Raw genomic sequence first — 14,819 nt, 5'->3', positions numbered from 1 at the left:
CGACGACTGAGCCACCCGATACCGGGCGGGATCACGCACTGGGCAGAACCGGAAATTCTACATGAATGCTCACATTCACGCGGCCTTTCCGTCCCCCTTCCCACCACTGGGTGAAGTCAGCGTATGGCGGAGCGTAGCCAGGAGTAGCACCTGAGTATGGGAAAAGCGGGACACGCGCGTTCCGCAGCGGTGCCGGGGGGAGAACGTCCATGAGTGTCATCCGACCGACGACCGTAGAGGTCGAGACGTCGCTAAGGCTCGTCGCACCTGACGCCACCGCCTTGCCGGTGCGTGCCAGTCTGCGTTACGACCCTGCTGACCCGTATGCGGTCCATGTCCTGTTCCATGCCGAATCGGCCGGGGGCGAGGCGGTGAGTTGGTCGTTCGCTCGCGAACTTCTGGTCACCGGCCTGGACGAGCCGGCCGGCATCGGAGATGTGCGGGTCTGGCCCTGGGCCACACCGCGCGGCGACTTCGTCGCGCTGGCCCTGTCGTCACCGGACGGCAACGCCCTCTTCGAGGTGCCGCGCAGCGTCCTGGTGCGTTTCCTTCGACGGACCTACGTCGTCGTCCCGCGCGGCCGTGAGGCCGAGCACCTGGACGTCGACACGGCGGTGAACCGGCTGCTCGCCGGTCGCTGACCGCCCGAAAAACAGCAACACCGGCCATCCTGGGGCCGCGCGGATCTGCCGAGTCCGCGCGGCTCCGGCACACCCGGGGGTACGCGGACAGCCCGGCCCGGGTCGGCCGGTGCTCAGCCGTGCGTGGTGATGCCGCCGTCGACGGGGATGACCGCTCCGGTGAGGTACGCGCCAGCCCGGGACGAGAGGTAGATGGCGGTGCCGGCCATGTCCTCGGGGCTGCCGATGCGACCCAGCGGCACCTGCTGCTCGATGGCGGCCCGGCTCGTCGGGTCGTCGAGCGCGAACGCCATCATCTTGCTCTCGAACGGGCCGGGCGCGATCGCGTTGACGGTGATCTGCTCGCCGGCCAACTGGTGGGCGAGGCTGCGGGTGAGCATGTGCACAGCCGCCTTGGTGGCCGAGTACGCGTACACCTCCATGAACGGCACCCTGATGCCGTCGATCGACCCGATGTTGATCACGCGGGCCGGGTCGTCGGCGCTGGCGGCGGCGCGCAGCGCCGGCAGCAGCGCGGTGGTGAGCCGGAAGACGGCCTTGACGTTGACCGCCCAGAGCTTGTCGAACGCGGCCTCGGGGTAGTTCTCCAGCGGTGCGCCCCAGGTCGCGCCGGCGTTGTTGACCAGCACGTCGAGGCGGTCGAAGCGCTCCCGCACGGCGGCGGCCAGCATCTCGGCGCCGGCGTCGTCGCTGAGGTCGGCGGGGATGGCCTCGCACCGCCCCTCGGCGGAGAGGGCAGTGGCGACCTCCGCGCAGACGTCCGCCTTGCGGGACGAGATGATCACGTGCGCGCCGGCGCGGACGAAGCCCTGGGCGATCATCAGCCCGATCCCCCGCGAGCCGCCGGTGACCAGGACCGTCTTACCTTCGACCGAGAACAGCTGCGTCATGCTCATCCCATCGCGAGTCGGCGGGGGTCGTCGGCCGGTCGGGTCGCCGGCGGGTGCCGGGAGGACCGCGGACCGACGGCGCTACCGCCGGGTAACGTAGCCCGGCTGTCGGGACCGGGACAACCCCGTGCCGCACCACCGATTCCGTGACGACCGTCGACCGGGATGCGGTGACCTGCGGTTCGGGCTACCGTCGCAGGCGATGGTCTCCACCGATCCCTCCCCCGCCCCATCGATCGGAACGGCGTCTTCCGTCCCCGACGAGATCGCCACGTTCGCGCTGGCCGATCTTGCCGGCGACCCGGGCTGGCGTCGGCCGGTGATCGTCGAGCGGGAGCTGTTGATTCTCACCACGCGTGGGCACGGCGACGCGGAGCTCGACTTCCATCTGCTGCCGTGCCGTCCCGGCACGCTGCTGCGGGTCCGCCCCGGCCAGGTGTTGCGCTGTGCCGGCCCCCAGTTCGACGCCACCGTGGTTGCCTGGGATCCCGCGGCGCTGCGCGGCGTCGACGTCGACCTGGCCACGACCGCGACCTGGCGGCAGTTGGCCGGTGAGGACGAGGACGCGGTGATCAGCGAGGTGAGCCAGTTGGCGGTGGACTGCCAACGGCACCCCGACGGCCCCACCGCCCGCGCGCTGCTCCGGCACCAACTGGCCGTGCTGCTGCTGCGGCTCGCCCTGGCCCACACCGAGCAATCGCCCGCCCGGCCCGAGGACGAGACGTTCCACCGGTTCCACCGCGAGGTGGAGCACAGCTATCCGCAGACCCGACGGGTGGAGGACTACGCGGCCGAGCTCGGCTGCTCGGTGCGGACCCTGACCCGGGCCTGCCTGGCCGTCACCGGCCGCAGCGCCAAACAGGTCATCGACGAGCGGGTCGCGTTGCAGGCCGGCCGGCTCCTCGCCGCCACGGATCAGCCGATCGCCCACATCGGCCGGTGGCTCGGCTTCTCCGAACCCACGAACTTCGGCCGCTTCTTCACCCGCGAGGTCGGGGTCAGCCCCGGCGCGTTCCGGGCCGCACGGGACCAACCGGCGGCCGGCCGGGTCGTCCGACCCCGACCGCCGGCCGAGTCGACGGGCGCCAACAGCGGCAGATTCCGCCCCGGCACCCTCGGCGAACTCGCCAACGGCCGGCACCCCAGCAGGCCGGGGCCGCCCGCCGGACCGCCCGGCGACCTCGGCCGGGCATGATGGCAGGGTGCAGATCTCCGCGCGCGGCGACTACGCGGTACGGGCGGCGTTGAGCCTCGCCACCGCGTACCCCTCGCTGCTGTCCACCCAGGCCATCGCCGCGGAGCAGGACATGCCCCGCAAGTTCCTGGAGGCGGTCCTGGCGGATCTACGCCGGGCCGGCATCGTCCGCGCCCAGCGCGGCGCCGAGGGCGGCTACACCCTCGCGCGCCCGCCCCGCGAGGTCACCGTCGGCGCGGTCCTGCGCGCCGTGGAGGGCCCCCTCGCCGGGGTACGCGGGCTGCGCCCCGAGGAGACCCAGTACGAAGGCTCGGCGCAGAATCTGCCCGGCCTGTGGGTGGCGGTGCGCGCCGCCGTCCGACGGGTCGTCGACGAGGTGAGCCTCGCCGAGATCGTCAGCGGTCGACTGCCCGCGCACGTCCGCAAGCTCACCGCGCTGCCCGACGCGTGGGAGCCGCGCTGACCCGGCGCGCTCTCACCGGGTCCACACCACCTCCTCGGTACTGAGTCGCGGCAGCCGCTGCGCCCAGGCGTCCGGGCCGGGGTGGCCCAGGTTGAGCAGCAACAGCGCCTCGTGCCGGCCGTCGGGGAAGAACTCCCGGGTCACCCCGGCCGCGTCGAACCCGGCCATCGGGCCGGCGGCCAGCCCGGCAGCGCGTACGCCCACCAGCAGGTAGCCGATCTGGAGGGTGGCGTTGAACCGGGCCTGCTCGGCACGGGCCGCCCGGTCGCGCAGCCAGTCGCGGGCCTGCGGCCGGTGCGGGTACAGCTCGGGTAGTCGGTCGTGGAAGTCCACGTCGGCGGCGAGCACCGCTACCAGTGGGGCGGTGGCCGTCTTCGCCCGGTTGCTCGATGAGACGTACGGCAGCAGCCGCGCCCGGGCCGCCGCCGAGCGCAGCAGCAACACCCGCAGCGGCTGACCGTTGTACGCGGTCGGCCCGTACCGGATCAGGTCGTGGATCGCCGCGACCTGGGCGTCGGTGACCGGCTCGTCGGTGAACGTGTTGGCCGTGCGGGCCGCCCGGAACAGCAGGTCCTGGGCGGCCCGGTCCAACGCGAGCAGGTCAGCCGTGGCAGGCGCAGTCACGTCAACGCGGTGGTGTAGCCGCCCTGGTGGTGCACGAGCGGTGGGCCGTCGCAGCCGTCGCCGAGCGCCACCGGTTCGGCGATCACCAGCGTGTGGTCGCCGGCCGGGACCCGGTGCACCACCCGGCAGAGCAGCCGGGCCAGCACCCCGTCGAGCAGCGGCAGCCCGAACGGTCCGGCCGTCCAGTCCCGGTACGCGGCGAACCGGTCGATGCCGCTGGTCGCGAAGATCGCGGCGGCCTCCCGCTGCCCGGCGTTGAGCAGGTGCACGGCGACGTGTTCGGCGCGGGCGAGCACCGGCCAGCTCGACGACGCCACCCCGAGGCAGAACGACACGAGCGGCGGGTCCAGCGACACCGACGTGAACGAGGTCGCGGTGAATCCGGCCCGGATGGGCGCGCCGATCCCACCCAGGCAGGCCGGGTCGGTGGCGCGGGCGACCGCGGTGACCACCGTGACGCTGCTGGCCTGCCGGCGCAGCAGAGCACGGAACAGGTCCGCGTTCACCGGTCGCAGCTCGGCGATCTCCGCCGCGGGGCGCTCCACGGTGGTCATGCCGACACCAGGGCCGATGCGGCGTACGCGCTGGCCGGTCGGGGCAGCCCGTAGTGCTCGCGCAGGGTCCGACCGGTGTACTCGGTGCGGAACAGCCCACGGGAGCGCAGCACCGGCACCACGTGGTCGACGAAGTCGGCGAGCCCGCCGGGCAGGTGCGGCGGCATGATGTTGAACCCGTCGGCGGCGCCCTGGGTGAACCACAGCTCGATCTGGTCGGCGACCTGCTCCGGCGTACCGGCGACGACCCGGTGGCCCCGGCCGCCGCCGAGCCGGCCGATCAGCTGCCGGACGGTGAGCTGTTCCCGGCGGGCCAGCTCGGTGACGAGCTGGTAGCGGCTCTGATGGGCCTGCACGGTGCCGGCGGCCGGCAGCTCCGGCAGCGGCCCGTCCAGCGGCAGGCCGGTCAGGTCGATGCCGAGCATCCCGGAGAGCTGGGCCAGGGCGTAGTCCGGGACGATCAGCTCCTCCAACTCGGCGGCGAGGGCCTGCGCCTCGGCCTCGGTACCGCCGATCACCGGCGCGATGCCGGGCAGGACCTTCACCAGGTCCGGGTCCCGGCCGGCGGCGGTGACCTGCCGGCGCAGCTCCGCGTAGAAGCTCTGCCCGTCGGCGAGGGTCTGCTGCGCGGTGAAGACCGCCTCGGCGTAGCGGGCGGCGAAGGCGATCCCGTCCGGCGATGAGCCGGCCTGCACGAGCAGCGGTCGGCCCTGCGGCCCCCGGGGGATGTTCAGCGGGCCACGGACCTGGAACTCCGGGCCGCGGTGCGCCACCTCGTGCACCCGGTCGGTGTCGGCGAACACCCCGGCGGTCGTGTCGAAGACGAGTGCGTCGTCCTCCCAGCTGTCCCAGAGCTTGATCGCCACGTCGACGAACTCGGCGGCCCGCCGGTACCGGTCGGCGTGCGCGGGGTGGCTGTCCCGGTTGAAGTTGACCGCCTCCCGCTCCTGCGCGGAGGTGACGATGTTCCAGCCGGCCCGACCACCGCTGAGATGGTCCAGCGAGGCGAACTTGCGGGCGACGTGGAACGGCTCGTTGTAGGTGGTGGAGACGGTCGCGATGAGACCGATGTGTTCGGTCACCGCGGCGAGCGACGCGAGCAGGGTCAGCGGCTCGAAGACGGCCTGGATGTTGTGCCGGGGGTTTGGCCCGACGGAGAGGCCGTCGGCGAGGAACAGGGAGTCGAGGGTGCCGCGTTCGGCGATGCGGGCCAACTCCTGGAAGTGCCGCACGTCGGTGACCCGACGCGGGTCGGTGCGGGGGTGCCGCCAGGCGGCCTCGTGGTGGCCGACGCCCATCAGGAACGCGTTGAGGTGCAGGGTACGGGTCATGGGTGGCTGTCCTATCCGGCAGAGACGTCGACGCGCCAGGTGGAGAAGCGACGTTCGACAGCGACGAGGAGTTGGTTGACGACCAGGCCGATGGCGGAGATCGTGATGATCCCGGAGTACATGTCGGTGATCGCGAAGTTGTACTGCGCGTAGTTGATGAGGTAGCCGAGCCCGGCCTTCGCGCCGACCATCTCGGCCGCCACCAGCACCAGGATCGAGTACGCCCCGGCCAGCCGGACGCCGGTGAAGATGGTCGGCACCGCAGCCGGCAGGATCACCTTCTGGAACAGCCGCAGATGGTTGAGGCCCATCGAGCGGGCTGACCGGATCAGCAGCGGGTCGACGCCCTTCACGCCGGCGATGGTGTTCAGCAGGATCGGCCAGGAGCACGCGTACAGCACCAGGGCGATCTTGGAGGTCTCCCCCAGGCCGAGGATGAGCACGAACACCGGCAGCAGGGCCAACGCTGCGGTGTTGCGGAACACCTCCAGCAGCGGGCTGAGCAGCTCGGCGAGCGGCCGGTACCAGCCGATCAGCAGTCCGAGCGGGATGGCGGTGAGGATCGCCAGGCCGAGCCCGGCCAGCGACCGGGTGAGGCTCGCGCCCACGTGCTCGGCGAGCTGCCCGCTGCGCAGCAACTCCCACCAGGCCGCCAGCACCTCCGACAGCGGGGGCAGGAAGACGCGGTCCACCAGACCGAGCCGCGGTGCGCCCTCCCAGACCGCGGCCAGCGCGGCGATGGCGACGCCGCGGTGCAGCACCTTCGCGCCGACGCCGAGCAGTCGACCGGCGCGGCCGGCAGCGGGTCGGTCGGTCGCCGTTCGGGGCACGGTGGGTGGGTTGGCGAGTCGGGTGGGACGTTCGGCGATGTCAACCAACGCGGGCCTCCTCGGGATGGCGGACGCCGGTGCCCTCGGCCGCCTGGGCGGCCCGCACCTCGTCGCGCAGCAGGGTCCAGATCTGGTGGCGGTGGTGGCGGAACTCGTCGGTGGAGCGGACGTCCTCGACCGCGTCCCGGTCGCCGAGGTCGATGTCGATGACCTGTTTGAGCCGCCCGGGGCGGGACGTCAGGACCGCCACCCGCTGACCCAGGTGGACGGCCTCGTCGATGCCGTGGGTGATGAACACGATCGTCTTGCCGGTACGGGCCCAGATCCGCACCAACTCGTCCTGCAACAAGTCTCGGGTCTGCGCGTCCAGGGCGGCGAACGGCTCGTCCATCAGCAGCACGTCCGGGTCGTACGCGAGGCTGCGGGCGATGGCCACCCGCTGCTTCATCCCGCCGGACAGCTCGTGCGGGTAGCGGTCGGCGAACCCGCGCAGACCCACCAGGTCGAGGTGGTGCTCGATCAGGGCGGCACGTTCGGCCCGGGGCACCCCCTTGGCCTCCAGTCCGAACGCGACGTTGCCGGCCGCAGTGCGCCAGGGCAGCAGCGCGTACTGTTGGAAGACGATGCCCCGGTCCAGGCCGGGACCGGTGACCGGGCGACCGTCGACGAGCACCTGCCCCGCGGTCGGCTGGGTGAGCCCACCGAGCAGGTCGAGCAGGGTGGACTTGCCGCAGCCGCTGGGGCCGACGACGACCAGGAACTCGCCGGGGCGTACCCCGAGGGTGACCTCGTCCAGCGCGGTGACCGCGCCGGCGCCGCCTCGCCGGCCGGCGCGGACCGGGAAGGTCTTGCTCACCCGATCGAAGAGGATCTTGTCGGTGCTCATGCGCTGCCCCCGTCCGCGAAGGGGTTGAACCGATTGGTGTAGATGTCACCGGGCTTCGGACGGTCGCCCTTGAGCTCGCCCTCGGCGGCGAGCCAGTCGATCCAGGTGCCGAACTCCTCCTCGTTAATCAGGCCGCCACGGCCGGCGACGCCGCTGCTCTTCCAGTACGCGACCAGCGACGGGTCCTCGTTGCGACCCCGCTTGGCGATGATGTCGCGCATCCGGGCGGCGACCGTCTCCCGGGGTTGGGTGCGGGCCCACTCGATGGCCTTGCCGACCCCGGTGACGAAAGTCTTGACGGTCTCCGGGTTGCGCTTGATGAAATCGTCGCGGAAGACGTAGGCACCCCCGCTGAACGCGCCGAGCAGTTCGTAGTCGGTGAAGATGGTGCGGATGCCGCCGCTGGCGACCGCCTTGTCGCGGATCACCCCACCGAGCACCGCGACATCGATCTGCTGCTGGCGCAGTGACTGCTCGGTGTTGACCGGTGGCAGCGCGACCAGTTCGACCTGCTTGATCTCGGCGGGGGTGAGACCGCCGCGAGCGAGCCAAGTCTTGAGCACGGCCTCGGCGTGCGCGCCGAGGGTGTTCATGCCGACCTTCTTGCCGATCAGGTCGCGGGGGCCGCGGATCGGGCTGTCGTCGCGCACGTAGTAGCCCTGGAAGGTCTGCGCGTCGGAGCCGTAGTAGCTGACCACGGCGGTGATCGGGGCGTTGGCGGCGGCGAGCTTGACGATGGCGCCGTTGAATGCGCCGCCGACGTCGCTCTGCCCGGTGGCCGTGGCCTGGATGTCCTGCGGGCCGCCGGTGACGTTGCCGATCCACTTGAGTCGGACGTCGCCGAGGTAGCCGAGGTCGGCGGCGAGTTCGGGGAGGGTGACCTGACCGACCGAGCCCTGGTAGCGCAGCTCGGTGGTCTGCGCGCCGCCGGCCGCCGCGCCGCTGCCGCAGCCGGCGGTGGGAGCGAGTACGACGAGCGCGGCAGCGGCGACAAGGGTACGCAGAATGGCACGACGGGGTGGGGACATGAATAGTCTCCTGATCTGACCACGAGGGAAGTGGGGGCGCCCGGGTGAGGGCGTGACGGCACGCTGCTCCGCGTTGAGCGGGCGGGCGGTGGGAATGCGGCGCTGGAGCCGAGCCGGGTGGACCGGTCAGCTCAACAGAGCGCGCTCGCGTGCCGGACCAGGTCGACGTGCACACGAGCGGTGAGGAGAAGCTCATCCCGCTGCGACATGACCCCATGCTGCCCGGGACCGGAACGGGGCGTCAATGGCCTTCCAGAAGATGAGACTTCTGTCGCTGGCGATGTTACAAAGCGCTGCGAGCAGCGTTTACCGTGCCGCAACACCTATCTGATGGATAGAGATTGGAGTGCTCGATTCGCACCGTCCAGGACGGACAGCGAGCGGGTTTCAGAAAGTGCCGGTTCGGGAATGTTCGATCCCGACACGGCAGGGAACGGTGAAGAGGGGAGTCCTCCGATGGGCCTCATGTTTCGCAAGCGCAAGAAGTTCGGTCCGCTCATTCTGAACTTCACCGAGAATGGCTTCTCCTCGTGGAGCATCAAGATCGGTCGCTGGTCCTGGAACTCCAGGGCGCGCGCGCACCGGGTCGACCTGCCCGGTCCGCTGTCCTGGAAGCAGGACAAGTCCCGGTCGTAAGCATCCCGGGGGTCGAGCGGGGTGCCGGTGATTCACCGGCACCCCGCTCGGCGTGTAGGGGGCGGCGCTCAGCGCGCCGCAGTGATGATCTCGTCGCCGGCCAGCCGCCCGGACTCGCGTTCCCGCCGCACCTCGCCGGCGTCGAGCAGGTCAGCGAGCGCCTGGTTGGCGTCGGCCGCCCGGTAGACGGTCGCGGTGAGGGTGTGTCGGCGCAGCTCGGTGACCGGCCGCGACCCGCCCGCCCGCAACTCGGCCAGCAGCTCGTGGGCCAGCGGTTCGAGGTCGGGTTCGCCGACCACGTCGACCGTCGTGCCGGTCGGGTCGAGGGGGTCGCGGTAGCGCACGCCGAGGTCCGCGCCGACCGCCCAGAGCGCCTCACGGACCGCCTCCAGACTGCGGTCGGAGCGGCTGCCGAACGCGAGCACACCGGCGGGCACGCCGTCCGGCAGCACCGGCGCCACCTCGGCGACCAGGGGGAAGCCGGCGGAGACGAGCACGTCTCGGGCGCTGTCGCCGGTGTGCAGCAGCAGCTCACCGGCCCGGCCGTTGGTCGCGGCGGTGAGCAGCTTCGGCGTCACCGCGCCGGGCAGGTCCACGAAGGAGAACAGCGGCGCGCCGGCCGCCCCGGCGGCCTTCACCGCGACCGGCAGACGATACGGGTCGCCGGGCAGCAGGTGCACGGTGACCTCGGCGGGCAACTCCGCCTCAATCGGGCCGAGTCGGGCCGGCAGATCGGCGGCGGCGGACAGCAGCAGCACCGTCACCTGCCGGCCGCGCACCTGGTCGCCGTACCCGGCGACCAGGCGCAGCGCGGCCTCCGCGCTGCTCGCGTCGGCGCCCGCGACGGCGACGGTGGCCCGCCGGGAGCGGTGCAGGGCCGCGGGCAGCCAGGTCGTCAACTGGCGGACCAGCAGCTCGCGGAGGAAATCGGTGGTCCGGTCGGTCGGCATCGGTCCGTTCTACCGTACGGACAGTCAGGCCGGGACGGAGATCCCCACCCCGCCCCGGGTCTGCCCGCCGTAACGCTGCCGCTCGGCGTCCAGGTCGAGCCGACCGATCTGCTTGCGGGCCGCCAGTGCGGCGTCGTCGAGCAGGTCGGCCGGTATCAGCCAGACCACCTCGAACTCCAGACCGTCCGGGTCCTTGCCGTAGAGGCTCTTGGTGGTGCCGTGGTCCGACGTGCCGACCAGTGCGCCGGCGGCGGCGAGCCGTTCGGCGGTGGCGGCCAGCTCGTCGAGCGTGTCCACCTCCCAGGCGAGGTGGTAAAGGCCGACGGTGGACCGACCGGCGGTGGACCGCCCGGCGGTGGACCGCCCGGCGGCCGCGCCGATCTCGAAGAGGCCGAGGTCGTGGTCGTTGGTGGAGTCGGGGGCCTGGAGGAAGGTGGCGCCCCGGAAGCCGTCCGGGGTCATCGCCACCGGGCGGAAGCCCAGCACGTCGCGGTAGAACGCGACGCTGCGGGCGAGGTCACTGACGTAGAGGACCGCGTGGTTGAGTCGATGAATACCCATGACCCGAGACTAGCGCGCTTTTGTTGAACGTTCAACTAATCGGGGTATGATGGCCGTCATGACCCGCTGGCTGGACCCCGACGAGCAACGCACCTGGCGCGCGTACCTCACCGCGTCGCGGGTGCTGATGGACACTCTCGACCGCGAGTTGCAACGCGACGCGGGCATGCCGCACGCGTACTACGAGATCCTGGTCCAACTCTCCGAGGCCCCCGGCCGTCAACTGCGCATGAGCCAACTGGCCCAGGCTGCGGGGTCGTCCCGCAGCCGGCTCTCGCACGCCGTGGCCCGACTGGAGGCCGCCGGCTGGGTGCGCCGCGAGGACTGCCCCACCGACCGGCGCGGGCAGATCGCGCTGCTCACCGATGAGGGTTTCGCCACCCTCGCGGCCGCCGCACCCGGCCACGTCGAGGGGGTACGCCGACACCTGTTCGACGCGTTGAGCCCCGCCCAGATCGACCAGCTGCGCCGAATCAGCGAGACCCTGGCCGAGCACCTGACCGGATCCTGACCGATCGGCACCGGCGCGGGTCTTGTACTTACCGTCGTCAGATGAGCACGATGGGGCGTGTCTTCCGGCTTCGGTGAACTGACTGATCAGGCGCACCACCTCGTGTCCTCCGGCGATCTGGCCGGCGCACAGCAGTTGCTGTCCGACGCGCTCACCGACGCCGACCCCCGCCCGGCCAACGCCACCCCCGAACTGGCCGAGGCGGCCAGCCTCCAGGCACGGGTGCTGATCGCCCTCGGTGAGCCGCACTCGGCCCGGGGCTGGGCCGCCTTCGCGTACGCGGCCACCACCCGCCTGCACGGCCGCGCCGACCCGCGCACGGTGGCCGCCGCGGCGACCCTGGCCGCGGTGCTGCACCGGGTCGGCAGTCACTCCCGGGCGGCTCGGCTCTACCAGGAAGTCATCATCGAGCTGACCGCGCAGGACGGCCCGGAGTCGCTGCGGGTGCTCGCCGCGCACGCCGACCTGGCCACCGTCGAATACGCGCGCGGCCAGTGCACGGTGGCCCGCGACCGCCTCCAGGACGCCTGGGAACTGCACCGCGAGGTGTATGGCGACGGACACCCCAGCGGCATCAAAATGCTGGCGCGGCTCGGGGCGATGCAGCGCGACTGTGGGCAGTTCGCCGAGGCACACGACAACCTGGCGCTCGCCCGTGAGCTGTGCCGACAGCATCTGGCCGCCGACGACCCGCTGGCCACGCAGGTGGCGGCCCTGGCCCGGGCGGCGGCGAATCCCGACCACGTCTGCGCCGACAACCCGCCCACGGCTCGGGACACCCCGGTCGTGCCGGCGGCCCGCGTCCCACCGCACGACGACGGGCCGGCCGAATCCGGCTACCACCCGCTAGCGGCCGCGGCCCACCACGGCGGGGCGGTTCCGAACCCCCGGTCGCCCTCGGACGAGGCGGTCGGATCGACCGGAGGCGGATGGTCGTCTGAACCGGACTCCTCGCCCCACCCCGCCGACCCTCCGGTGCCCCCGTCGGTGGTGGGGCTGGCCGGTGGCCTGGAGGAGCAGCCCGGGGTGTACCGGCTGCACCGGCCCACCGCCCCCACCGACCCGCCCCCACCGCCCGACCCGTACGCGTCGCCCGACCCGTACCCGTCGTCTGGTCCACACGCGTCGCCCGACCCGTACCCGTCGTCTGGTCCACACGCGTCGTCCGACCCGTACCCGTCGCCTGATCCGCGCGTGTCGTCCGACTCGCGGGCACGGTCGGACCTGTATGGGCCGGTCGAGCCGTACACGCCGTCGCGGTTGCTGCCGGTGCCCGTGCACCGCGCCCCACCGGAGCAGCGCAACCGGCTGGTGCCGGTGCTGGTCGCGGGCGTGGTCGTGGTGCTCCTCGGCGCGGCGGCGGTGATCGCCGGGGTGGCCCGGGTCGACGGCGACGACGAGCCGACCCCGCCGCCGGCCACCGCCTCCCCCACCGCCGACTCGTCGGCCAGCACCGCGCCCGCACCCGGCGGCACGAAACCCACGTCGACCGCCGCCGCGGCACCACCCGGCAGCCCACCCAGCGCGGTGACCCTCCGCGACGCCCGGGACAGCATCGCGCTGAACTGGACCTACCCGGCCGGCAGCGAAGGCCCGGTGATCATCGCGGGCGGCCGCACCGGCCAGGAGCACAACATCTTCGCGACGTTGCCCGCCGGCACCACCAGCTTCGTCGTCTACGCGCTCAACCGCACCAACGACTTCTGCTTCACCGTCGCTGTCGCCTGGTCCACCGACACTGTGGCCCGTTCCCCGCAGGTCTGCACCCACCGCCGCTGACCCCACCGCCCCGCCCGCCCTGCCGCGCCACCCCCACCCCGGCCCGGTTCGGCCCGCACACCCTGGCCCGCCACACCCTGGCCCGCCAGACCTCGACCCAGCCTGCCGACCTCACTCAGCGTGAGCCAGTCGGCTGACAAGCCAGCCGCGACACATCGTTACAAACCGCAACGCCCAAGGCACCCTTTCACCCCTCACACCAAGCCTTTGCTCTGCTTGCCTATATGCACCACCTCGATTGACCAGCTAAAACGTCACGGCTGTCGCTTCGGCGGGCGCCAACGAGGCTCACGTTACGTAGCTGTCGCACCCGCGGGTGCAGAGCAAAGGGCCGTCGTCGGGCGGATGGGGGAGGGCGCGCCGTCACGCACGGTCAACCGTTGGCTGTCCCCAACCGGCAAGGCCGGCAACGGGCCGTCGTCGGGCGGATGGGGGGAGGGCGCACGGTCACGGGGCGTCAACCCACGGCCGTCCCCGGCCGACAAGGCCGGCAACGCCGGCAACGGGTCACCGTTGGGCGGGTGGGGGCAGGGCGGCGTCATGGGAGGTCAGCGCTTGGCCGTCCTGGGCCGGCAACGCCGGCAGCAGCAGGCACACCCGTAGCCCGTGCTCCGGCGCGTCGGTCAGGGTGATGGTGCCGCCCGCGCGCCGCACCAACTCCCGTACGATCGCCAGCCCCAGGCCGGCGCCCCCGTCGTCGCGCGCCCTTCCGTCATCCAGACGGGTGAACCGGCCGAAGACGCGTACCCGGTCCGCCGCCGGGATGCCGGGGCCGTCGTCGGTCACCGTCACCAGGTGGTACGCCCCGACAGCGGGCCCGTCCGTCGGTCCCGCTGCCTCGGCCGTCAGCACGACACTGGCGTACGCATGCCGGACCGCGTTGTCGACCAGGTTGGCGAGCACGCGACGCAGTTCCTCGACGGTGCCGATCGTCCAGAGCGGGCCGGCCGGCGGCACCACCCGCACCGGCGGCGACGGGTAGCGGGCGGCGACCTCGGTCAGCAACGCGCCCAGCTCCACCGGGGCGGCACCCCGGGCCGGCGGCGCCTCGTCCAGGCGGGCCAGCAGCAGGAGATCGTCGACCAACCGGCTCAGCCGTTCGGTGTCGGCGAGCAGGTTGGCGGTCACCGCCGTCCAGTCCGTCCGGTCGGCCAGGCGCTGGGCCACCTCCAGCTCCGTCCGGATGTTCGTCAACGGGCTGCGCAGTTCATGTGCGGCGTCGGACACGAAGGCGCGCTGCCGGGCGCGGGCGGACTCCAACCGGTCCAGCATGCCGTTGAGGGTGACCGCCAGGCGGTGGATCTCGTCGGCCGACGCCGGCACCGGCAGCCGGCCGGTGCCGGCCCTCCCGGTGATCTCCTCGGCACCTCGACGTAACGCCTCGACCGGTCGCAGCGTCGCGCCCACCACCCGCCACGCCACCCCGGCCAGCACGGCCACCAGCAGCGGGAACGCCACCAGCAGGATGGTCCGGACCACATGGGTGCTGTGCCGCACGTCGGCCATCGAGCGGGCGACCAGCACGGTGAGCGGGTCGGCCGCGGTGCCGGTGGGTACGGCGACCACGCGGACCGGGCCGACGAGTCCGACCCGCTCGGACGGCACCTCGAACCGCTGCCGACCGTCGCGGTCCAGTCGCTCCGGACGGACCATCGGCACCAGCCGGTCGGCGTCGATCGAGGCCGCCCTGATCCGCCCCTGCCCGTCGACGACCTGCACCCGGACCTGCCCGCCGGCCACCGGCAGCGGATCCGGCAACGCGTCCTCGGCGGCGAGCAGGGCGACGGCGTCGGCGGTGCGGAACGCCTCGGTGTCGACGGTGCGCTGGAGCACGAATCCGAGCGTGCCGAGCAGCACCACCCCGCCCAGGGCCAGCCCGACGGTGAGGCCGAGCACACCGATCGCCATGAGCCGCCCTCGCAGCCCGAGCACCGGCGACC

Annotated in this window: 17 protein-coding genes; 6 read left to right on the top strand and 11 right to left on the bottom strand. The window is 72.5% G+C overall.

The window, feature by feature from the left end:
• Positions 1-209 precede the first annotated feature (209 nt).
• The gene (locus EV382_RS01620) at positions 210-641 is read left to right on the top strand and encodes an SsgA family sporulation/cell division regulator (RefSeq protein WP_007457244.1); all 432 of its coding nucleotides are present in this window, start codon (positions 210-212) and stop codon (positions 639-641) included.
• A gap of 113 nt (positions 642-754) precedes the next feature.
• Here EV382_RS01620 and EV382_RS01615 read toward each other — a convergent pair whose 3' ends face one another.
• Positions 755-1,531, bottom strand: coding sequence for a glucose 1-dehydrogenase (locus tag EV382_RS01615; protein WP_130399883.1), 777 nt, complete (start codon positions 1,529-1,531; stop codon positions 755-757).
• 202 nt (positions 1,532-1,733) lie between these two features.
• On the opposite strand from EV382_RS01615, the gene EV382_RS01610 reads away from it, so the two are divergent.
• Positions 1,734-2,726, top strand: a complete 993-nt coding sequence (locus EV382_RS01610; RefSeq protein ID WP_130399882.1) for a helix-turn-helix transcriptional regulator — start codon at positions 1,734-1,736, stop codon at positions 2,724-2,726.
• A 7-nt stretch (positions 2,727-2,733) separates the two neighbouring features.
• Positions 2,734-3,189, top strand: coding sequence for an RrF2 family transcriptional regulator (locus EV382_RS01605; protein WP_130399881.1), 456 nt, complete (start codon positions 2,734-2,736; stop codon positions 3,187-3,189).
• Between the two features lie 12 nt (positions 3,190-3,201).
• Here the strand turns inward: EV382_RS01605 and EV382_RS01600 are convergent, their stop codons facing one another.
• The 7 genes from EV382_RS01600 to EV382_RS33905 form a co-directional block, all read right to left on the bottom strand.
• Positions 3,202-3,813, bottom strand: coding sequence for a malonic semialdehyde reductase (locus EV382_RS01600; protein WP_130399880.1), 612 nt, complete (start codon positions 3,811-3,813; stop codon positions 3,202-3,204).
• On the bottom strand, positions 3,810-4,367 hold the full coding sequence (locus tag EV382_RS01595) for a flavin reductase family protein (RefSeq protein WP_130399879.1): 558 nt from the start codon (positions 4,365-4,367) through the stop codon (positions 3,810-3,812). Before EV382_RS01595 ends, EV382_RS01600 begins: the two co-directional genes overlap by 4 nt.
• A complete protein-coding gene (locus tag EV382_RS01590) occupies positions 4,364-5,698 on the bottom strand; it encodes an LLM class flavin-dependent oxidoreductase (RefSeq protein WP_130399878.1) in 1,335 nt (444 codons plus the stop codon). Before EV382_RS01590 ends, EV382_RS01595 begins: the two co-directional genes overlap by 4 nt.
• An 11-nt stretch (positions 5,699-5,709) precedes the next feature.
• Positions 5,710-6,576, bottom strand: a complete 867-nt coding sequence (locus tag EV382_RS01585) for an ABC transporter permease (RefSeq protein WP_130399877.1) — start codon at positions 6,574-6,576, stop codon at positions 5,710-5,712.
• Entirely contained in the window at positions 6,569-7,414 is an 846-nt protein-coding gene (locus EV382_RS01580) for an ABC transporter ATP-binding protein (protein WP_130399876.1), read from the bottom strand. Before EV382_RS01580 ends, EV382_RS01585 begins: the two co-directional genes overlap by 8 nt.
• Positions 7,411-8,442: an ABC transporter substrate-binding protein gene (locus EV382_RS01575; protein WP_130399875.1), complete on the bottom strand. Its 1,032-nt coding sequence runs from the start codon at positions 8,440-8,442 to the stop codon at positions 7,411-7,413. Before EV382_RS01575 ends, EV382_RS01580 begins: the two co-directional genes overlap by 4 nt.
• 131 nt (positions 8,443-8,573) lie before the next feature.
• The gene (locus tag EV382_RS33905; RefSeq protein ID WP_349881247.1) at positions 8,574-8,651 is read right to left on the bottom strand and encodes a putative leader peptide; all 78 of its coding nucleotides are present in this window, start codon (positions 8,649-8,651) and stop codon (positions 8,574-8,576) included.
• Between the two features lie 247 nt (positions 8,652-8,898).
• Between EV382_RS33905 and EV382_RS01570 the strand changes: the two genes are divergently transcribed.
• A complete protein-coding gene (locus EV382_RS01570) occupies positions 8,899-9,078 on the top strand; it encodes a DUF4236 domain-containing protein (protein WP_101365273.1) in 180 nt (59 codons plus the stop codon).
• 68 nt (positions 9,079-9,146) lie between these two features.
• Here the strand turns inward: EV382_RS01570 and EV382_RS01565 are convergent, their stop codons facing one another.
• Both EV382_RS01565 and EV382_RS01560 read right to left on the bottom strand, forming a co-directional pair.
• The gene (locus tag EV382_RS01565) at positions 9,147-10,028 is read right to left on the bottom strand and encodes a hypothetical protein (protein WP_130399874.1); all 882 of its coding nucleotides are present in this window, start codon (positions 10,026-10,028) and stop codon (positions 9,147-9,149) included.
• Between the two features lie 24 nt (positions 10,029-10,052).
• Positions 10,053-10,589, bottom strand: a complete 537-nt coding sequence (locus EV382_RS01560) for a VOC family protein (RefSeq protein ID WP_130399873.1) — start codon at positions 10,587-10,589, stop codon at positions 10,053-10,055.
• Positions 10,590-10,638: 49 nt separating this feature from the next.
• Here EV382_RS01560 and EV382_RS01555 point away from each other — a divergent pair, with 49 nt between their 5' ends.
• Together EV382_RS01555 and EV382_RS01550 are read left to right on the top strand one after the other, a co-directional pair.
• Positions 10,639-11,100, top strand: a complete 462-nt coding sequence (locus EV382_RS01555; RefSeq protein ID WP_130399872.1) for a MarR family winged helix-turn-helix transcriptional regulator — start codon at positions 10,639-10,641, stop codon at positions 11,098-11,100.
• A 57-nt stretch (positions 11,101-11,157) separates the two neighbouring features.
• Positions 11,158-12,879 (top strand): tetratricopeptide repeat protein, encoded by a 1,722-nt coding sequence (locus EV382_RS01550; RefSeq protein WP_130399871.1) that lies wholly within the window; start codon positions 11,158-11,160, stop codon positions 12,877-12,879.
• Positions 12,880-13,386: 507 nt separating this feature from the next.
• Here the strand turns inward: EV382_RS01550 and EV382_RS01545 are convergent.
• On the bottom strand, positions 13,387-14,787 hold the full coding sequence (locus tag EV382_RS01545; protein WP_130408335.1) for an ATP-binding protein: 1,401 nt from the start codon (positions 14,785-14,787) through the stop codon (positions 13,387-13,389).
• Positions 14,788-14,819: the final 32 nt, after the last annotated feature.

This window comes from Micromonospora violae (genome assembly GCF_004217135.1).
Taxonomy (GTDB): domain Bacteria; phylum Actinomycetota; class Actinomycetes; order Mycobacteriales; family Micromonosporaceae; genus Micromonospora; species Micromonospora violae.
This window is presented reverse-complemented; position numbering and strand designations above follow the sequence as displayed.